General features: G+C 58.3%; 18 protein-coding genes. 11 read left to right on the forward strand and 7 right to left on the reverse strand.

The genetic code is table 11. The features are described from left to right. Positions 1–112 precede the first annotated feature (112 nt). The gene (mqo, locus tag ACREYP_RS09770) at positions 113–1,771 is read left to right on the forward strand and encodes a malate dehydrogenase (quinone) (RefSeq protein WP_336818145.1); all 1,659 of its coding nucleotides are present in this window, start codon (positions 113–115) and stop codon (positions 1,769–1,771) included. 85 nt (positions 1,772–1,856) lie between these two features. Here the strand turns inward: mqo and gap are convergent, their stop codons facing one another. The 5 genes from gap to hutU all read right to left on the reverse strand — a co-directional run bounded on the left by gap (position 1,857) and on the right by hutU (position 7,693). Then, the gene (gene gap, locus ACREYP_RS09775; protein ID WP_166873177.1) at positions 1,857–2,867 is read right to left on the reverse strand and encodes a type I glyceraldehyde-3-phosphate dehydrogenase; all 1,011 of its coding nucleotides are present in this window, start codon (positions 2,865–2,867) and stop codon (positions 1,857–1,859) included. Positions 2,868–2,945: 78 nt separating this feature from the next. Further along, the gene (locus tag ACREYP_RS09780; protein WP_008454121.1) at positions 2,946–3,926 is read right to left on the reverse strand and encodes a GlxA family transcriptional regulator; all 981 of its coding nucleotides are present in this window, start codon (positions 3,924–3,926) and stop codon (positions 2,946–2,948) included. Positions 3,927–3,966: 40 nt separating this feature from the next. Further along, positions 3,967–4,764 carry an N-formylglutamate deformylase gene (gene hutG, locus ACREYP_RS09785; RefSeq protein ID WP_336818146.1) on the reverse strand — a complete coding sequence of 266 codons (798 nt, stop codon included), beginning with the start codon at positions 4,762–4,764 and terminating at the stop codon, positions 3,967–3,969. Beyond that, positions 4,757–5,965, reverse strand: a complete 1,209-nt coding sequence (gene hutI / locus ACREYP_RS09790) for an imidazolonepropionase (protein ID WP_336818147.1) — start codon at positions 5,963–5,965, stop codon at positions 4,757–4,759. Before hutI ends, hutG begins: the two co-directional genes overlap by 8 nt. A gap of 51 nt (positions 5,966–6,016) precedes the next feature. Beyond that, entirely contained in the window at positions 6,017–7,693 is a 1,677-nt protein-coding gene (gene hutU / locus ACREYP_RS09795; protein WP_336818148.1) for a urocanate hydratase, read from the reverse strand. 495 nt (positions 7,694–8,188) lie between these two features. On the opposite strand from hutU, the gene ACREYP_RS09800 reads away from it, so the two are divergent. The 8 genes from ACREYP_RS09800 to ACREYP_RS09835 are packed head-to-tail and all read left to right on the forward strand — an operon-like array spanning position 8,189 to position 15,951. Further along, positions 8,189–9,286, forward strand: a complete 1,098-nt coding sequence (locus ACREYP_RS09800) for an ABC transporter ATP-binding protein (RefSeq protein ID WP_039303885.1) — start codon at positions 8,189–8,191, stop codon at positions 9,284–9,286. After that, positions 9,283–9,927, forward strand: a complete 645-nt coding sequence (locus ACREYP_RS09805) for an ABC transporter permease (protein WP_008454132.1) — start codon at positions 9,283–9,285, stop codon at positions 9,925–9,927. The genes ACREYP_RS09800 and ACREYP_RS09805 overlap by 4 nt, the downstream gene beginning before the upstream one ends. A gap of 3 nt (positions 9,928–9,930) precedes the next feature. Next, a complete protein-coding gene (locus ACREYP_RS09810) occupies positions 9,931–10,611 on the forward strand; it encodes an ABC transporter permease (protein ID WP_008454133.1) in 681 nt (226 codons plus the stop codon). Positions 10,612–10,644: 33 nt separating this feature from the next. After that, positions 10,645–11,529, forward strand: coding sequence for an ABC transporter substrate-binding protein (locus ACREYP_RS09815; protein WP_008454135.1), 885 nt, complete (start codon positions 10,645–10,647; stop codon positions 11,527–11,529). Positions 11,530–11,538: 9 nt separating this feature from the next. After that, positions 11,539–13,098: an HAL/PAL/TAL family ammonia-lyase gene (locus tag ACREYP_RS09820; RefSeq protein ID WP_336818149.1), complete on the forward strand. Its 1,560-nt coding sequence runs from the start codon at positions 11,539–11,541 to the stop codon at positions 13,096–13,098. After that, the gene (locus tag ACREYP_RS09825; RefSeq protein ID WP_336818150.1) at positions 13,091–14,287 is read left to right on the forward strand and encodes a CaiB/BaiF CoA transferase family protein; all 1,197 of its coding nucleotides are present in this window, start codon (positions 13,091–13,093) and stop codon (positions 14,285–14,287) included. Before ACREYP_RS09820 ends, ACREYP_RS09825 begins: the two co-directional genes overlap by 8 nt. A gap of 16 nt (positions 14,288–14,303) precedes the next feature. Further along, on the forward strand, positions 14,304–15,197 hold the full coding sequence (locus ACREYP_RS09830) for a 3-hydroxyacyl-CoA dehydrogenase family protein (RefSeq protein WP_336818151.1): 894 nt from the start codon (positions 14,304–14,306) through the stop codon (positions 15,195–15,197). After that, complete coding sequence (locus ACREYP_RS09835; protein WP_336818152.1) at positions 15,190–15,951, forward strand: enoyl-CoA hydratase-related protein; 762 nt, start codon at positions 15,190–15,192, stop codon at positions 15,949–15,951. The genes ACREYP_RS09830 and ACREYP_RS09835 overlap by 8 nt, the downstream gene beginning before the upstream one ends. Before the next feature lie 42 nt (positions 15,952–15,993). Here the strand turns inward: ACREYP_RS09835 and ACREYP_RS09840 are convergent, their stop codons facing one another. Together ACREYP_RS09840 and hutC are read right to left on the reverse strand one after the other, a co-directional pair. Next, positions 15,994–16,548 (reverse strand): HutD/Ves family protein, encoded by a 555-nt coding sequence (locus ACREYP_RS09840; RefSeq protein ID WP_498881319.1) that lies wholly within the window; start codon positions 16,546–16,548, stop codon positions 15,994–15,996. Beyond that, positions 16,545–17,306 (reverse strand): GntR family transcriptional regulator, encoded by a 762-nt coding sequence (gene hutC / locus ACREYP_RS09845; protein WP_498881320.1) that lies wholly within the window; start codon positions 17,304–17,306, stop codon positions 16,545–16,547. The genes ACREYP_RS09840 and hutC overlap by 4 nt, the downstream gene beginning before the upstream one ends. 107 nt (positions 17,307–17,413) lie before the next feature. Here hutC and ACREYP_RS09850 point away from each other — a divergent pair, with 107 nt between their 5' ends. Together ACREYP_RS09850 and ACREYP_RS09855 are read left to right on the forward strand one after the other, a co-directional pair. Continuing rightward, on the forward strand, positions 17,414–18,781 hold the full coding sequence (locus ACREYP_RS09850) for a formimidoylglutamate deiminase (protein WP_336818154.1): 1,368 nt from the start codon (positions 17,414–17,416) through the stop codon (positions 18,779–18,781). 92 nt (positions 18,782–18,873) lie between these two features. Beyond that, a complete protein-coding gene (locus ACREYP_RS09855) occupies positions 18,874–19,581 on the forward strand; it encodes an SDR family oxidoreductase (RefSeq protein WP_498881321.1) in 708 nt (235 codons plus the stop codon). Positions 19,582–19,663 lie beyond the last annotated feature (82 nt).

The raw sequence follows: 19,663 nt of genomic DNA on the forward strand, positions 1-19,663 counted from the left end.
ATCATTGGCATTAATTGTATGGTTTAATCAGGATGTGAATGAGATTTTAAAATATCGTGAAAGTGGGTTAACATAGATTTACTTCATTCACCTGCGATGCAATAGAATTATTATGCCTGCAATGAAAAAGACAATTATTTCTCTGACAACACTGGCGTTATTCGTCAGCTCTGCTAGCTACGCTAACGCGGATTCCACGCAAAAAACCGACTTCCTGCTGATTGGCGGCGGTATTATGAGCGCCTCTCTCGGGACGTGGCTCCAGGAGCTGCAGCCGGACTGGAAACAGGTCATGGTTGAGAAGCTTGACGGCGTGGCGCTTGAGTCCTCGAACGGCTGGAATAATGCCGGTACCGGGCACTCGGCAAATATGGAACTGAACTATACGCCGGAGCGCCCGGACGGTTCTATTGATGTCAGCAAAGCGCTGGAAATTAACGAACAGTTTATGATTTCCCGCCAGTTCTGGTCCGCACAAATTCAGCGCGGTATTTTGAACGACCCGCATTCGTTTATTAATTCCACACCGCACATGAGTTTTGTCTGGGGCGATAAAAACGTTGAGTATCTGACCAAGCGCTATGCCGCGTTGCAGAAAACCACGCTGTTCCAGGGGATGAAATTCTCCACCAACCACGACCAAATTAAACAGTGGGCTCCGCTGGTGATGGAAGGGCGCGACCCAAATCAAAAAGTGGCGGCGACCTGGACGCCAGTAGGGACCGACGTTAACTACGGTGAAATTACCCGCCAGCTGATCGGCAGCCTGAAAAAAAGCCCGAATTTCTCCCTGCAGACCTCTTCTGAAGTCACCGACTTCAAACGCAACGGCGATAATTCCTGGCACGTCACTATCAAAGACGTCACCAGCGGCAAAGAGCACGCCATCGACGCGAAATATGTCTTTATCGGGGCTGGCGGCGGTGCACTGAAACTGCTGCAGGAAACCGGTATTCCGGAATCGAAAAACTACGCCGGTTTCCCGGTGGGTGGCTCCTTCCTGATGACCGAAAACCCGGCGGTAACCAGCCAGCATCTTGAAAAAGTGTATGGTCAGGCCTCCGTGGGTGCACCGCCGATGTCCGTGCCGCACATTGATGCCCGCTTTATCGACGGCAAGCGCGTGGTGCTGTTCGGGCCGTTCGCGACCTTCTCTACCAAATTCCTGAAAAACGGCTCTTTCTTTGATCTGCTGAGCACCACCACCACCAGCAACTTTATGCCGATGACCGACGTAGGTCTGGATAACTTTGACCTGGTGAAATACCTGATTGGTCAGGTGATGCTGAGTGATGAAGATCGCTTTGAAGCGCTGAAAGAGTACTACCCGCAGGCGCGTAAAGAAGACTGGAAACTGATTCAGGCTGGCCAACGCGTGCAGATCATCAAAAAAGATGAAAACAAAGGCGGCGTCCTGAAGCTCGGTACCGAAGTGGTTGTTGACCAGCAGAAAACCATTTCTGCTCTGCTGGGCGCATCCCCAGGCGCGTCTACCGCGGCACCTATCACGCTGAACGTGCTGAAGCAGATGTTCCCGCAGCAGTTCAACTCGCCTGAGTGGCAGAGTAAGATCCGCGCTGTTGTGCCAAGCTACGGCCAGGAGATGAACGGCAACGCGGCGCTGACGCAGAAAGTGTGGGATGACACCGCGGCCACGCTGCAGCTGACCAAACCGCCGGTCATTCAAATGAACGACCAGAGCGCAACCCCGGTAGCAAAACCAGCCGAAGCGAAAGCGGACGCGGCTACCCAGCACGACATGGCGCTGTAAGTTAACGCCTCAGCCAGCCGCTGTTACGACAGAGGCAATGATAAAAAAGCCAGCCGCAAGGCTGGCTTTTCTCTTTCAGGTGCCGTTACAGCCCGCGTTTATCCATCAGCAGGGCAAGGTCAACCAGGCGGTTAGAGAAGCCCCATTCGTTGTCGTACCAAGCCAGGATTTTCACCAGGTTACCGCCAATCACCAGGGTCGAAAGCCCGTCAATAATCGAAGATCGCGGGTCGCCCTGATAGTCGCTGGAAACCAGCGGCTCATCGCTGTAGCCCAGAATGTCTTTCAGCGGGCCAGCTTCAGCGGCTTTGCGGAACGCGGCATTCACTTCTTCCGCCGTGACATCGCGTTTGAGCGTCACGGTTAAATCAACGATAGACACCACTGGTACAGGCACGCGCAAAGAGTAGCCTGTCAGGCGACCGTCAAGCTCGGGGATAACCTTGCCGAGGGCTTTAGCCGCGCCGCTGGAATATGGCACAATCGATAGCGCTGCCGCACGTGCACCGCGCAGGTCTTTTTCCGGCTGGTCGTGCAGCGCCTGACTGTTGGTGTAGGCGTGAGTAGTGTTCATCAGGCCGTGTTCAATGCCGAATGCCTGATGCAGTACCTGCGCGGCCGGGGCCAGGCCGTTGGTTGTACAGCTGCCGTTGCTGACCACAAAGTGTTTCTGCGGATCGTAACTTTCGTGGTTCACGCCCAGCACGATAGTCAGATCGTCGTCTTTACCAGGGGCAGAAATGATCACGCGTTTTGCGCCGCCGTGGGTGATGTGAACTTCTGCTTTTTCGCGGCTGGTGAAGAAGCCGGTGGCCTCGATAACGACATCTACGCCGACCTCACGCCATGGGATCTGCGCCGGATCTCTTTCGCTAAAAACGCGAACCGGCTTGCCATCAACGTGGAGCAGCCCTTCGGAGGCTTCCACTGGCGCAGGCAGTTTACCCATCAGCGAGTCGTGTTTTAACAGGTGCGCAAGGGTTTTGCTGTCCGTCAGATCGTTGATGGCCACGATCTCAATATTGGGGTTACCCAGGGCAGCGCGCAGCACGTTACGTCCGATTCGGCCAAAACCATTAATCCCGACCTTAACCATGATTCACTCCTTCTCTTGAATGTCTGAGGTCAGAGTAGGCGCAGAGTGAAATGGCGTAAATGACAAAAAAGGATCAATTCATGCCAACTTCCGGCAGTGGAAGCGCTCGCGGTATTCCCCCGGAGTGAGGTGAAGCTGGCGCTCAAAGACGCGGCGCAGGTTAATGGCGGTGCCAAAGCCCGAGGCGCAGGCGACCCGCTCCAGGGTGTCGTTCGACTGCTCAAGATGATGGCGGGCGGCGGCCAGCCGGGCTTCTTCCACATAGCGGGCGGGCGTGACGCCGGTTTCACGGGTAAAGACGCGGGTAAAATTACGCGGACTCATGGCGACCCGTTCCGCCAGTTTTTCCACCGATAAATCCTCCGCCAGGTTATCCAGCAGCCAGTCCTGGAGCTGACTTATCGGCCCGGTATTGGCCGCCTGGCGCAGATGATAGCGGCTAAACTGTAGCTGACCGCCGGGGCGATGGAGGTACATCACCAGATCCTGGGCCACATCCCGCGCGAGGGTAAAGCCGTAATCCGCCTCAACTAACGCGAGCGTAAGGTCAAAGCCGGAACTCACGCCGCCGGAGGTCCACACCGGACCGTCCTGAATATACAGAGGGCCGCCTTCCACTTTGATTTGCGGCCACCTGGCCTGCATCTCTTCCAGCATTCGCCAGTGGGTGGTTGCCCGGCGGCCATCCAGCAGCCCGGCGCGGGCCAGCAGCATCGCACCGCCGCACACGGAGGCAATGCGCTGAGTATTTGGCGCGGCGCGGCATAACCAGTCGACCACCGCACTGCCTTCAGGTTCGCTCTGGCCTTTGCCGGTGATCATGATGGTGTCGCGGGGCTCATTGGGGTCGAGGTCGGCCAGCCTGTGGTCAGCCAGCAGGTTCAGGCCGGACATGCCGTGTACGACGTGATGAGGTTGAGTGGTGGCGATACTGATGCGGTAGCGAGGCTCGGTCAAGGCGTCCGCATGCAGGCGGTTAGCCTGCATCAGAATATCGGCGATACCGGCGGCTTCGAACAGCATGCCGCCGTCAGGAACAATTATCAGGATCGTTTTCATGTCCTGAAAAGTACGCTTTTAACAAATTAAGTCAAGTGGGCTAGCCGTAATGCCGCTGTCCCCAGGCCAGGGCGGTTTCAATCAGTCGGGCTAGCACCTGCTGGAATTGGGTTCCTTTCTCGTCAGACCAGGCAAAACTCTCTTCATCCATGTAGCAACACTGCGCCACTTCCAGCTGTACCGCATGGATATTTTGCTGTGGCGCACCGTAATGGCGCGTGATGTACCCGCCCTTGAAGCGCCCGTTCAGCACTTTGCTGTAGCCGTTGAAGTGCTCGCTGGTTTTTAACAGTTCAGCGCTGAGTACCGGATCGCAGCTGGTGCCGTCTGCGGTGCCGAAGTTAAGATCCGGCAGGCGGCCTTCGAACAGGCGAGGTACCACGGATTTGATGGAATGCGCATCCCACAGCAGCGCATAGCCAAAGGTTTCTTTCAGCCTTGCCAGTTCCTGGACCAGCGCCTGATGATAGGGCTGCCAGATGTTGGTCAGGATATCTGCTCTGGCCTGCACATCGGGGCATTTTCCCGCCTCGAACAGCGGTTCACCGTCGAAAAAAATGTCCGGGTAAAGCCCGGTAGTGGCGGTGGTGTACAGCGGCTTATCGTCCGACGGGCGGTTCAAATCCACCACGTAGCGGGAGTAGTTGGCGCTGAGTATGCTGGCACCCATCTCGCGTATAGGCTGATAAAGTTTGGGAATATGCCAGTCGGTATCTTCCAGTTTTTTGGCCCGCGCCGTCAGCCCGTTTGCCACTTCCGGCGTTAACTGTGTACCGGGATGCGGCATGCTGATCAGCAGCGGCAGCTTGCCCTGATGAAGCTCAAAGCCCTTAATCATTCCACACCTCTTTACCTTGATAGATAACCTGTTTGGAGAGCGTGCCGCCCAACCAGTAGCTCAGCTCGGCGGGATGATCTATTTCCCAGGCAACAAAGCTGGCTTCTTTCCCGGCTTCAAGAGTGCCCGTTTTCTCACCGATCCCGAGTGCGCGCGCCGCATTCAGCGTCACGCCAGCAAGCGCTTCTTCCGGCGTCAGGCCAAACAGCGTGCAGGCCATATTCATCATCAGACGCAGGGATTGCACCGGGGAGGTGCCCGGGTTCAGATCGCTGGAAATGGCTATTGGCACATGATGTTTACGCAGCAGCGCCACCGGCGGCTTCTGCGTTTCGCGCAGGAAGTAAAATGCGCCGGGCAGCAGCACGGCGGTCGTACCGTGTTTTGCCATCAGCGCAATATCGTCCTCGCAGAGATATTCCAGATGGTCGGCGGAAAGCGCATTGTGGCGGGCGGCGAGCCCCGCGCCATGCAGCAGCGAAAGCTGTTCGGCATGAAGCTTAACCGGCAGGCCCAGCTCATGGGCTTTCACAAAGACGCGCTCAACCTGCGGCACGGAAAAGGCCAGGTGTTCACAGAAGGCATCGACGGCGTCAACCAGCCCTTCGCGATGCAATTCCGGTAACCAACGTTCGCAAACGTCAGTGATAAAATCGTCGCTGCGGTCTTTGTATTCCGGGGGCAGGGCGTGTGCAGCCAGGCAGGTACTGTAAATCGTCAGCGGCAGACTTTGTGCCAGCTGGCGGACAACGCGCAGCATTTTGCGCTCGTCGTCAAAGCTGAGGCCGTAGCCCGATTTCACTTCCAGAGTCGTCACGCCGTCTTTACGCAGCGCATTGATACGGCGACTGGCGCTTGCCAGCAGCTCGGCTTCGCTGGCCTGACGCGTGGCCTTCACCGTGCTGGCTATCCCGCCGCCGGCTGCGGCAATATCCGCGTAGGTGGCACCGTTCAGGCGCATCTCAAATTCCTGGCTGCGGTTGCCGCCGAACACGCTGTGGGTGTGGCAGTCGATAAGGCCGGGGGTGACGAATTTACCCTGAAGGTCGCGTTCTTCGTCGTGGGGCTGGTTGGGACGCTGGCTTTCGGGGCCAACCCAGGCAATTTTCTCACCTTCGGTCAGCAGCGCCGCGTCTTCGATAATATTGTACTTGCCGCTGACCATGGTGGTGATGCGGCAGTTACGCCATAAAATCCGCATAAGATCTCTCTCATCAGGACGGGGCACGACGAAAGCCGCGCCCCAGGGGAACTACTTCGCCAGCATTGGCAGGTTCAGGCCGTGTTCTCTGGCGCACTCAATAGCAATATCATAGCCCGCATCCGCGTGGCGCATCACGCCGGTGGCCGGGTCGTTGTTCAACACGCGAGCAATACGCTCCGCCGCTTCGTCGGTACCGTCGCAGACGATAACCATGCCGGAGTGCTGTGAGAAGCCCATGCCGACGCCGCCGCCGTGGTGCAGGGAAACCCAGGTCGCGCCGCTGGCCGTGTTCAGCAGGGCGTTCAGCAGTGGCCAGTCGGACACGGCATCGGAGCCATCCTGCATCGATTCGGTTTCGCGGTTGGGGCTTGCCACCGAGCCGGAATCAAGGTGATCGCGGCCAATGACGATAGGGGCGGACAGCTCGCCGCTTCTGACCATTTCGTTAAACGCCAGGCCCAGTTTTGCGCGCTGGCCGAGGCCGACCCAGCAGATACGCGCCGGCAGGCCCTGGAAGCTAATGCGCTCTTTGGCCATGTCCAGCCAGCGGTGCAGGTGCTTGTCGTCCGGGATCAGCTCTTTGACTTTGGCATCGGTGCGGTAAATATCTTCCGGGTTGCCGGAGAGTGCGGCCCAGCGGAAAGGCCCGATCCCACGGCAGAACAGCGGGCGAATATAGGCCGGCACAAAGCCCGGGAAATCAAAGGCGTTGCTGACGCCCATCTCTTTGGCCATCTGGCGGATGTTGTTGCCGTAATCAAAGGTAGGGATGCCCTGCTGCTGGAAGGCGAGCATCGCTTTCACGTGCTCCGCCATGGACGCTTTCGCTGCCTGAGTGACCACCGCAGGCTCAACGGCTGCGCGCTCGCGATACTCTTCCCAGCTCCAGCCAACGGGCAGGTAGCCGTTGAGCGGGTCGTGGGCGCTGGTCTGATCGGTAACCATGTCCGGGCGCACGCCGCGCTTCACCAGTTCAGGCAGAATTTCTGCCGCATTACCTTGCAGGGCAATAGAAACAGCTTTCCCTTCGCCGGTGTAGCGTTTGAGGCGGGCGAGGGCGTCGTCCAGATCTTTAGCCTGCTCGTCGACATACCCGGTGCGCAGGCGGAAGTCGATGCGCGACTGCTGGCATTCAATGTTCAGTGAACAGGCACCGGCAAGGGTAGCGGCCAGCGGCTGCGCGCCGCCCATGCCGCCGAGACCCGCGGTGAGCACCCAGCGCCCGGTTAGCGAGCCGTTGTAGTGCTGGCGGCCAGCTTCCACGAAAGTTTCATAGGTGCCCTGCACAATGCCCTGGCTGCCGATGTAGATCCACGACCCGGCGGTCATCTGGCCGTACATCGCCAGACCTTTGGCGTCCAGCTCATTGAAGTGTTCCCAGTTAGCCCAGTGCGGCACCAGGTTAGAGTTGGCAATCAGCACGCGAGGGGCGTTGGCGTGGGTTTTAAAGACGCCAACCGGCTTGCCGGACTGCACCAGCAGGGTTTCATCATCATTCAGGGCTTTGAGCGCTTCGACCATTTTGTCGTAGCACTCCCAGTTTCTCGCCGCCCGGCCAATGCCGCCGTAAACCACCAGTTCTTTCGGGTTTTCAGCCACATCCGGATCGAGGTTATTCATCAGCATGCGCAGCGGAGCTTCCGTCAGCCAGCTTTTGGCATTCAGCTTCGTGCCGCGTGGCGCCCTGATTTCAACATCACGATAACGAGAAAACTCACTCTTCATGGGGTTCACCTTGTTTTGAGATAACGGGGAAAGTGCTCACGAAAAATACCATGTCATCTTTTCGTTTGCTTGTATATACATGATTAGCACATTTGATGCCAGGCACGAAAAACATTTTATTGTTCTTTTAAATCAACATATTAAATAATAAATGATAAGTAGTTACATCATATATCGTTTCTTTTTCGACCTCTTCCGCACCATTTTGGCGCTCTTTACAAAGAGATTGATCCTTTTTGGGGCAAAAATAGCAGTTCAGATAGCTGGCAAATCCCCCGGAAGGCACCGTTTAATCCTGATAAAAATCACGGATTGATCACACTTAAAATTTAATAAATTCATTATTTGTTTGTTTTTAAATAATAAATTTGATTGTTTTTAATGTTGCGTATTTGTTATGGCACAGGCTTTGCACATTGTACATACAATGCTATACATAGCTTTTTTACGCAGCCGTTCATTTCTTCGGCAGCCAGATGACCATGAGGCGTAGCGATGATTACTTTCAACAATGTGACCAAGTTTTATGACGACGGCACGGTCGTGGTGGATGGACTGAATCTCACCGCACCCGGCGGCAAGATCACCGTGCTGGTAGGCCCTTCCGGTTGTGGGAAAACAACGTCACTGCGCATGATCAATCGGCTGATCGAGCCGTCTTCCGGCGACATTCTGCTTAACGGCGAATCCACCTCCGCCATGGACGTGGTGCAGCTGCGTCGCCGTATTGGCTACGTTATCCAGAATGCGGGCCTGTTCCCGCATCGAAACATCATCGACAACATTGCTACCACCGCGATCCTCAACGGCATGCCTAAGGCTAAAGCCCGTGCTCGAGCGGGGGAACTGCTGGAAGTCGTCGGCCTTGCCCCGCAGCTGGCCAAACGCTATCCGTGGCAGCTTTCCGGCGGCCAGCAGCAGCGTGTCGGGGTTGCCCGAGCGTTGGCCGCTGACCCGGAGTTCATGCTGATGGATGAACCCTTTAGCGCCGTGGACCCGGTGGTGCGTGACCAGTTGCAGGAGGAGTTTCTCCGCATTCAAAAGGAAGTGAGTAAAACCATCATTATGGTGACTCACGATATTGACGAGGCGATGAAGCTGGGCGATCTGGTCGCGGTCCTGAAGCCCGGCGGCAAGCTGGGGCAGATGGCATCCCCGGGTGAACTGCTTAACGCCCCGCAGAGTGATTTTGTCGCCGACTTTATTGGCCGCGACCGCGGCTATCGCAAGCTGAGTTTCTACAATTCCGGGCCGCTGGCCTCAATGCAAACGGAGCCGACCGCCGAAGTGGGTACGCCTATTGATATGGCTCGCAACATTGCGGTGCAGCGCTGGCTGCTGGTCACCCGCGAAGGCAAAGCCTGCGGCTGGTTTGATACGCATCAGCAGGTTGAGGCCGTGGTGCCGGAGCATATTAATCTGGGCGCCACCTTCTTCCCACAAACCGGCACGCTGCGCCAGATGCTTGACTCTGCGCTCAGCTCGCCGTGCCACCGGGCGGTGGTGATTGGCGAGCGGGCAGAAGTGCTGGGGACGCTGGGGCTGGATCACGTCCTGGATGCCTGCAAGTCGATGGCGCGGGAGGCGGTATGAGATTTGACTGGCTGTGGGCGCAGAGCGACAAAATTTTCCATCTGCTGCTGTGGCATCTCTACCTTTCGGTGACGCCGATCCTGATTGGCCTGCTGCTGGCCATTCCGGCTGGCTGGCTGGTGAGCAGTATGCCGCGCGTGAAGGGCGTCATTCTTAACCTGTTCGGGCTGCTGTACACCATCCCGTCTCTGGCGCTGTTTGTGCTGCTGCCGCCGCTGCTCGGCACGCAGATCCTCGACCCGATCAACGTGGTGGTGGCGCTGACAATTTATAGCTTTGCGCTGCTGGTCAGAACCGTGTGCGACGGGCTGGATTCAGTACCCACCGACACCCGGCAGTCCGCCTTTGCCCTCGGCTACAAACCGGTGCACCAGTTTTTCCAGGTTGATTTGCCGCTGGCGGTGCCGGTGATTGGCTCCGGGATGCGGGTTGCCGTGGTGTCTAACGTCAGCATCGTTTCCGTCGCCGCGCTGATCGGTGCCCCGCAGCTTGGGTCGCTGTTTACCCAGGGGTTTCAGCTGCAGTTTCTGACACCGATTATTGCCGGCATAGTGCTGTGTATCGTGCTGGCTTTCGTGCTCGACTGCGTGGTTGTGGCCGTCACCCGCTCATTAAGCCGCTGGCAGCCAACAAGGGGATAAAGTATGTCTGACTGGTTCTTTACGCTCAGCCACTGGTATGGCGATGACGGTATTATTCCACTGCTGGCGCAGCATATCGGCTACAGCGCGGTGGCACTGGCGATAGCGATAGCCATTGCGTTTCCGGTGGGCTGTTACACCGGCCATACCGGCAAAGGGGAGGCGCTGCTGATTGGCACCACCAACGCGCTGCGCTCCCTGCCGTCGTTTGGCCTGATTATCCTGCTGGTTATTCTGATGGCGGGCTACTTCGAGTCCGACATGGCCTTTATTCTGCCGTGCATCATCGTGCTGGTGGTATTAGCCCTGCCGCCGATAGCGCTGGGCGTGCATGCGGGGATTCGCTCCGTTGACCCCAGCGTGCACGACGCCGCCAAAGGCATCGGCCTGACGCCGTTCCAGGTGCTGACTCAGGTGGAGTTACCCTGCGCCACGCCGTTGATTCTGTCCGGCATTCGCAGCGCCACGCTGCAGATTATCTCTACTGCTACCATCGCGGCCTACGTCTCCCTTGGCGGCCTGGGGCGGTTGATTATCGATGGCCGTGCGGCGAACGATTTTGCCCAGATGACCGCTGGCGCGGTGCTCGTTGCCATTCTGGCGCTGCTCGTAGATGTGTTCTTTTCCCTTTCGGTGAAGTACGTGGTGTCCCACGGCATTTCCCGACGTATCAAAACCCAGTGATGTTGAGCCCGTTAATTACACAAGGTGAAAGCGATGAATATGAAGAAACGTTGTTTGACGCTGTTGAGTGCCGCGATGCTGTCCGTTGTTTCCTCCGCGTGGGCGGCAGATGCGGGGCAGAAGGTAATTATTGGCTCGGCTGACTTCCCGGAAAACCAGCTGCTGGCGACGATTTACGCCGGGGCGCTGGAAGCACAGAACATCCCGGTGGAGAAGAAGCTCAACATCGGCAGCCGCGAAGTTTACATTCCGGCCCTGCTGGACGGCTCCATTAATGTTATCCCGGAGTACAGTGGCGCACTGCTGAGCTACCTGGATGCCAAGAACACGGCGCACAGTTCTGACGAAGTGGCGACCGCGCTGGCGGCGAAGCTGCCGGCCAAAGTGAAAATGCTGAATACCTCCGTGGCGCAAAACAGCGACGTTATCGCCGTCACCAAAAAAACGGCGGATAAATACAACCTCAAAACCATTGAAGACCTGAAGCCTCATGCGGCGGAGCTGATTCTGGGCGGCCCGGCCGAATGGAAAACGCGTCACGAAGGCGTGCCGGGGCTGAAAGAAGTGTATGGCCTGAACTTCAAGAGCTTCAAAGTGCTGGACGTGGCTGGCCCGCTGACGCTGACCGCGCTGAAGAACAACCAAATTCAGGCGGCGGATTTAACCTCCACCACGCCTGAAATTCAGAAAGACCATCTGGTGGCGCTGGCCGATCCGAAAAACCTGTTTGCGGCGCAAAATATCGTCCCGATTGTGGCCACTACTACGCTGAATCCGACGATTGAGGGCACGCTGAATAAAGTCTCGGCTCAGTTAACCACCGCGGATCTGATCGCCATGAACGGGCAGCTTGCGGAATTTGCCAGCATTGATGACGTGGCGCATCAGTGGCTGGTTAAACATGGTCTGAGCAAGTAAGGGCGAACGATGACAAGACAAACTGGCTCCACCGCACGTTCCCATGAAACCGTCACCTTAGGCAGGGCGCAAACCACCATTGACGAGCTGGTACGCATTGCCGACGGGGCGCCGGTCAAACTGGCCCCCGAAGCCCTGGCGAATATGAACCACGTCAGCGGCTATATTCGACGGGCAATAGATGAGGGGCAGGTGATCTACGGCCTGACCACCGGGGTAGGCGACCTGGTGACGGAGCGCCTTTCCGCCGACCAAATCGCCAGCGTGCAGCTCAATATGCTGCGCAGCCACGCCTGCGGGATGGGGCCAGATTTGTCCGTGCGTGAAGTGCGCGCCATGATGGCGGTAATGCTGAAGTCGCTGCTGCAGGGGTATAGCGGCGTCAGCGCCGAGCTGGCGACACGCATGGCCGAAATGCTTAACCGGCAGGTGACGCCATGGTCACCGGCCAGCGGCTCGGTAGGCTATTTAATTGCGACGGCGCATATCGGACTGTCTCTGTTTGGCGAGGGGCAGTGCTGGTATCAGGGCGAGCTTCTGCCGTCCGCCGAAGCTTTGGCAAAAGCGGGGATTGCTCCCCGAGTGCCTGGCCCGCGCGAAGGCCATGCGCTGATCAGCGGCACCTACGAAATCACCGGCCTGGCGTGCCTTGCCGTGCATGATTTTGAGCGGCTGCTGCCGGTGGCGGACATGGCCGGCGGTATGTGCCTTGAGGCGCTGAGGGGCAATACTCGTGGCTATGATGCCCGTCTGCACGCCCTGCGTCCGCACGATGGGCAGCAGAAAACCGCCGCGATTCTTCGCCGGTTACTGAGCGGCAGCGAGATCTTTGCCCGCTACCGCGACCATCGTGTGCAGGATGCGCTCAGCCTGCGCTGCATTCCGCAAATTCACGGCGCGGTGCGCGACCAGCTCGCCCATTGCCGTCAGATTGTGACTATCGAACTCAATTCGGTGACCGATAACCCGGTCTTCCTTATCGAAGAAGACGCGCTGGTTATTCTGCCCGGTGGCAACGGGCACGGTGCGCCGCTGGCGCTGGCGCTGGATTCTCTGGCCGTTGCCATTGCCCAGGTCAGCACGGCGTCCCAGGCGCGATCGGATCGTATTACCAACGTGCACCTGAGCGGCCTGCCTGCGTTCCTGGTGGGCAGAAGCGGCGCGAACTCCGGGATGATGATCCCGCCTTACGTGGCCGCCGCGCTGGCGGGGGATAACCGCAGCCTGGCCGCGCCGTCGAGCGTGCATACCGTCACCACCTGCGCCGGGCAGGAAGACCATATCAGCATGGGCGTTTCTTCGGCGCGAAAAGCCATGCTGGCGGTGAGCAACGCGGTGGATATCGTTGCCATCGAGCTGCTGTGCGCCAGCCAGGCGCTGGAGTTTCACCGCCCGCTTCGCGCCTCGGTTGGCGCGGAGTTAACGCTGAGCATGGTGCGCGCCCGTGTGCCATTCCGTGAGACAGACACGGCGCTTTACCCGGATATGCACGCCGTGCGCGATTTGATTGCTGAGGGTGAGCTGAGCCAACGGCTGCTCGCCCTGGTTGAGGAGTCCGAACATGAGTGAAGCTTTGCAACCGCTGAAAGGCGTCAGAGTGCTTGATTTATCCCGTGTGCTGGCCGGCCCGTGGTGCGCCTCGCTGCTGAACGATCTCGGGGCGGAAGTCATCAAGATTGAGATGCCGGGCAGCGGGGATGACTCCCGTAGCTTCACCCCGCACATCGGCGGGGAAAGCAGCTACTTCATGCAGCTTAACCACGGCAAGAAAAGCGTCACTCTGGATTTAAAGGCACCGGAGGGGTTAGCCATTCTTAAGCAACTGGTGGCGCAGGCCGATGTGCTGGTGGAGAACTTCCGTCCGGGCGTAACCAAACGCCTCGGCATCGACTACGCGACGCTGCAGGAAATCAACCCGCGGCTGGTTTACGCCAGCATTTCCGGGTTTGGGCAGCACGGGGCGATGGCACACAAAGCTGCCTACGACCATATCGTGCAGGCCTACGGCGGCATTATGCAGGTCACCGGCTGGGCGGAAGGAGAGCCAACACGCGTCGGCGATGCCATTGGGGATGTTGTGGCCGGGTTGTACGGCAGTTGGGCGGTGCTCGCGGCTTTGCTGCAGCGCGGGATCACCGGCAAAGGGCAGCATCTTGATGTGTCGATGCTCGACACGATGGTGACGATGCAAATGGTTTCCCTGACCCAGTGGATCGGCGGGCAGCCTTCCGCCGGGCGGCTGGGCAACGCGCACCCGATCAGCGCCCCGATGGACAGCTATCCGGCGCAGGATGGCCACATTGTCATTGCCGTCGCCAACGATAAACTTTTCCGCCAGCTTTGCTCGGCGATGAATAAGCCCGAACTGGCAAGCGATCCGCTGTATCTCACCGATCCGCTACGCCTGGCGAACCAGCGGCCACTGCGGGAAGAAATTGAGCGCTGGCTGGCGGATAAAACGGTGAACGATGCTCAGGCCATTCTGGACCATGCGGGCGTCCCGGCTTCTGCCGTGCTGCGTCTCGACCAGATTCTGACCAGCGACTATGCGAAGGAACGTGAACTCGTTAAGCAGGTGACGCACCCGACGGCAGGCACCATCTCTATTGTTCCGCAGCCGGTGAAAATGAGCGCCATGCAGGCCGAGCCCGCGCTGGTGCCGCCTGGGCTGGGTGAGCATACGGCCAGCGTGCTGCGAGAATTACTGGCTATCGACGAGGCAACGCTGGCGCAGCTCAAGGCGCAGGGCGTCATTTAACCGGCGGAGAACGAAAATGGTGCAAATAAATAAAGTGGCGGTGGTCGGGGCCGGAACGATGGGCGCGCGCATAGCCGTGGTGATGGCGCGAGCGGGCTACCGCGTTAGCCTGTGGTCGCGCTCTGAGCCGACGCTTGATAAAGCGCGGACTATTGTGGAATCGCTCGGCGCTGGTGAAGCCGTAGAGTTCACCACCTCCTTTGAGGCTTGCCTGAGCGACGCCCACCTGGTGTCCGAGAACGTTGCCGAAGACGTGGCGCTCAAGCAGCGCGTGCTGAGGGATGTCGAGCGCCTGGTGAGTGAGCATTGCGTTATCACGACGAACACTTCAAGCGTGTCTATTACGCTGCTGGCCTCGGCCTTGAGCCAGCCGCAGCGGCTGATCGGTATGCACTGGTTTAACCCGGCGGATACCATGCCGATGATCGAGATTGTGCGCGGGGCACAGACCGGGGATGACATCTGCCAGCGCGTGCGGGACATCTGCCAGCACCTGGGGAAAGAGACTATCGTCGTCAACCAGGATATTCCGGGTTTTATTATCAACCGGCTGCAGTACGCGATGCTGCGCGAGGCGCTTTACCTGGTGGATGCCGGAATCGGCTCCGTAGAGGATGTTGACCGCGCGGTGCAGCGCACGCTGGCGCCCCGCTGGGCGGCGATGGGGCCGATGAAGCTAATGGATTTTGCCGGGCTGGATACGGTAGAGAAAGTGGCCGGTATTTTACTGCCCGAATTGGATAACAGCGCTGAACTCCCGGCGTGGCTGAAAGCCAAAGTGGCCGACGGTAAGCTCGGCGCGAAAAGCGGGGAGGGCTTCTATGCGTGGACCGCAGAGACCGCCGCAGCCGGAATGCGCCACCGGGATGAAATCGTCAGGCAGCTAACCGGGGGAGAGAAGCATGAGTGATATCCTTTCTCACGTTGATGGCGCGGTTGCGGTGGTGACGCTCAATCGGCCACAGAAATACAATGCGCTCACGGCTGAAATGCTTGATGAGCTGCTCGGCGTCTTAACCGAGCTGGACGGGCGACCGGACGTCAGGGCGATCGTTTTGCTCGGCTCTACTAAAGCGTTTTCTGCCGGGGCGGATACCGGCACGCTGGCGTCTGCTTCGGCGACAACATTATGGCGCAGCGGATTCAGCGAGAAGTGGGACCAGGTGGCGAGCATTGAAACGCCGCTGATTGCCGCCGTGTCTGGCTACGCCCTCGGCGGTGGCCTGGAGCTGGCGCTGCTGTGCGACATTATTATCGCCGATTCAAGCGCCGTCTTTGGCCTGCCGGAAAGCCACATCGGGATTATCCCCGGGGCGGGCGGGACGCAGCGGCTGGTGCGTGCCGTGGGCAAATCGCTGGCGATGGACATGCTGTTAAGCGGCAGAAGAATTGACGCGCAGGAAGCGCTGCGTGCCGGGCTTGTCAGCCGCGTGACGGATTCGCTGGAAGAGCAGGCTTTAGCGCTGGCGACTCAGGTGGCAAAAGCCGCGCCGCTTGCCGCGATGATGATCAAAAAAGCCGTGGCGGCCAGCTACGAAATGCCGCTGAGTGCGGGCGTGGCCTACGAGCGATCGCTCTCTGCGTTAATTGCCGACAGCGAAGACCGGGCGGCGGGGCTGGCGGCGTTTAAAAATAAGCAATCGCCCGAGTTTAAGGGGCGATGAAGTGAGATAACGCTGAAACCGGCAGCCAGTCTGCCGGTTTTTTTATGCCGAAAGGGTGACGCGAGCGAAAAGGGAAGAGGCCGCAGAAACCACGCTGACCGTGGCCGGGGCGCTCATCAACAGGCTGTCGTAGTGTTGTAATACCTGGCGTTCACCGTTGACCTCAACCTCCAGAACGTCACCGGCATTAAATAGCAGCTGTGTACCCTGCTGGTGTTTCCAGGTGCCTTCCTGCAGCCAGCTTACCGTGGCTCGCGTGCTCTCTGCTTTATAGATGACGTTAAAGTCCAGCAGCGGCCCGCCGACAATCGTACAGCTGACTTCGCTGTCGCCGCTAAAATTCGTGGCCTGGAACGGTGGAATCAGCGGGCTTTGTTCGCCGTCGACGGTGAGATACATGCCTTCGCCTTCCAGCACGCTGATATTGCGCAGATAGCCTGAAAAAAGAGAGAAGGGGCCGTCCTGGCGGATGGTCGCCACCGAAATGCGCCAGGCGTAGTTATCCGTCGCCGGGAAACGATAAATTTCCCGCGTCACGCCCTGGCCGTTTTTCCAGAGCATTTCCGGGCACTGCTCGTAGGGCAGAAGCTGGATCATTTGTGCATGCTTCCTTCGAGGCGGTAGCGTGAACCCGGGTAAACCAGGCGCACGCTGGTGACGATTTTTTTGTTCTGGCGGCCGGTCCAGGTGCGACGATTGACCTGCAGGCAAGGCGTGTGCTCGTCGATTTCCAGATACGTGCACTCTTCGCGAGGCACGTTTACCGCCTCAATAATATGCTCACCTTCAACGATGGGCGCGATGGACGAGAGATAGGCGTTGGGCGTGATACGGGTGAAATCCTGCTGGAAGTAATCCGGCACGATCAGCGAGTTCACCAGGCGGTCTTCAAGCATCACCGGCACGCCGTTTTCGTAGTGGCAAATCAGCGAATGGAACAGGCGGCTGCCCTTGGGTAAATTGAAGGCCATGGCCTGCTGCGCGTCGGCATACACCTGGGTTAGCTCCAGCACGCGGGCGTGATGGCGGTGGCCGCGGCTGGCAATTTCGTCGGCAATATTATTGATTTCGAGCAGCGCGGACTGCCCGCGCACTTCGGCGACGAAAGTCCCGATGCCCTGCATACGCACCAGCAGACCTTCGGCGGTCAGTTCGCGCAGGGCGCGGTTGATGGTCATGCGGCTGTAGCCAAACTGATTCACCAGTTCGCTTTCGGAGGGAACCCGGTAGTTTACTGGCCATAATCCACTATGAATATTGGTCTTAATAATGATTTTGACCCTTTCATAATAGGGGGCCGGCTGGTCCAGATTGTCGGTCTCTGCCGCTGCTTTAAAAACGTCGTTTTGTGCCATTCATCATTCCTCGCCCGGGTATCCTTTAAAGTTTACTCTACCCCTATTTGGATGTATATATACATGCATGTATATACAATTGATTAACATCGAACCGGGGTGCTGATATGGCGGTATATTTCGCGGCAAAAGCGCTTCTGCCGCAGGGCTGGGCGGAAAATGTCAGAGTGGGCGTTTCGCCCGAGGGCGTCATTCAGTCCGTGGTCGCTGACAGCGTGCCGGATGAAGGCGATATTCGCCTGGACGGCGTTGTTGTGCCGGGGATGCCGAACCTGCATTCGCACGCTTTTCAGCGGGCGATGGCGGGGCTGACGGAAGTCGTTGGCGACCCGGCAGACAGCTTCTGGACCTGGCGCGATCTAATGTATCGCCTGGTGGGCAAAATCACCCCGGAACAGCTGGAAACCATCGCCAGCTATCTGTATATCGAAATGTTAAAAGCCGGCTATACCTCGGTGGCCGAGTTTCACTATCTGCATCACGATGTGGACGGCAAAGCCTACGCGCAGCCTGCGGAACTGGCGCTGCGCGTGGCTCAGGCTGCAAAAAACGTCGGCATTGGCCTGACGCTGCTCCCGGTGCTATATACGTATTCCGGTTTCGGGGGGCAGCCCGCATCGTCGGGGCAGCGTCGCTTTATTAACGACACCGACAGCTACCTGAAGCTGTATGACAGCATTGCCACAGCGCTTGCCCCGGAGCCGATGCAGCGCGCCGGGTTGTGCTTCCATTCGCTGCGCGCCGTGACGCCGGAACAAATGCATCTGGTGCTGTCCAGCCAGCCGCAGCCTCAGCCGGTGCATATTCATATTTCCGAGCAGCAGAAAGAGGTGGCGGACTGCCTCGCCTGGTCCGGGCTGCGTCCCGTCGAGTGGCTGTATGACAATATGCCCGTCGATGATCGCTGGTGCCTGATTCACGCCACCCACATCACCGAAAGTGAAACGCGGCTTATGGCTGATTCTGGCGCAGTCGCCGGGTTGTGTTTGACCACCGAAGCGAATCTCGGGGACGGCATTTTCCCCGGGCAGGCGTTTTTGCAGCAGGGCGGCAACTGGGGCATTGGCTCGGACAGCCATATCAGCGTCAGCGTTAGCGAGGATTTACGCTGGTTTGAATACGGCCAGCGGCTGAATAACCGCCGCCGCAATTTGTTGCACCTTGAAACGGAGCCTTATGTCGGCAACGTGCTCTACCAGGGGGCGCTACACGGTGGGCGCATGGCGCTGGGGCAAAACATTGGCGAGCTGGCCGTAGGGGGGCGGGCCGACTGGCTGGTGCTGGACGGGGACGATCCGTTCCTGGCGACAGCGAAAGATAGCGAGCTGTTGAACCGCTGGATTTTTGCCTGCTCTTCTAACCCAATCAAAGACGTTGTGACCGGCGGGAAATGGGTAATACGCGAAGGGCGGCATGAGAAAGACGCAGAGATCAAAGCGGACTTCGCGCAGGTGTTGAAGCAGCTAACGCGTTAGTTACCCGATGAAAATGCATATCCGCTATTGAGCTATCCGCCTCCGGGCTTTCAGGTTTTAATGCTGGCCTGCAAGTTCACGAGGAGAAAATCATGGTCAATGCACGTTATGCTATTTTGGGCGGCAGTTCTGGTATCGGGCTGGCGCTTGCCCGGAAGCTGACGTCTCGCGGAGACAGCGTCCTTATCGGCGGACGATCGGGGGAAAAACTGCAGGCGGCATTAGCTGAGCTTGGCCAAAATGCCGCAGGTAAAACGGTGGACGTGACCGATCGCCTGTCTCTCCGGGCATTCTTTTCGGATGCCGGGCCGCTGGCTGGGTTGTTTACCCCGGCGGCCTCTTATCAAACTGGCGATTTTCGCTATGGCGATGCCGCCACGTCCGAAGCGCTGTTTCAGGCTAAATTCTGGTCACAGTATTGGGCCGTCTATGAGGCGCTTCCTAATCTGCATACTTCCTCTGCCGTGGTGCTGATGTCCGGTGCCGCTTCTGCCCGCCCCATTGGTGCGCCCGCCTATGCCGCCTGCAATGCGGCGCTTGAGGGACTGGCGCGGGGCCTGGCGGTGGAGCTGAAGCCGGTGCGGGTCAACTGCCTGTCGCCGGGCACCACCGACAGCGAACTTTGGCGTACCCGACCGGCTGAAGTGCGTGAATCGACCTACCAATATTGGAACAGTCTGGCGTTAAATGGTCGCCCAGGACACGTAGATGAGCAGGCCGCAACGGCACTTTTTTTACTGGATAATCATAATATTACCGGCAGTGCAATTTATTGCGATGGCGGCTATACGCTGCGGTAGGCACGTTTGTCCGTGGGTGCTTTCGCACTCAAGTTAGCCCCGCCCGGGCCGATATTTTTTGCAGACCAACAATATGGGATGA

This window comes from Enterobacter sp. TMH.L2, assembly GCF_050847315.1.
Classification (GTDB): domain Bacteria; phylum Pseudomonadota; class Gammaproteobacteria; order Enterobacterales; family Enterobacteriaceae; genus Cedecea.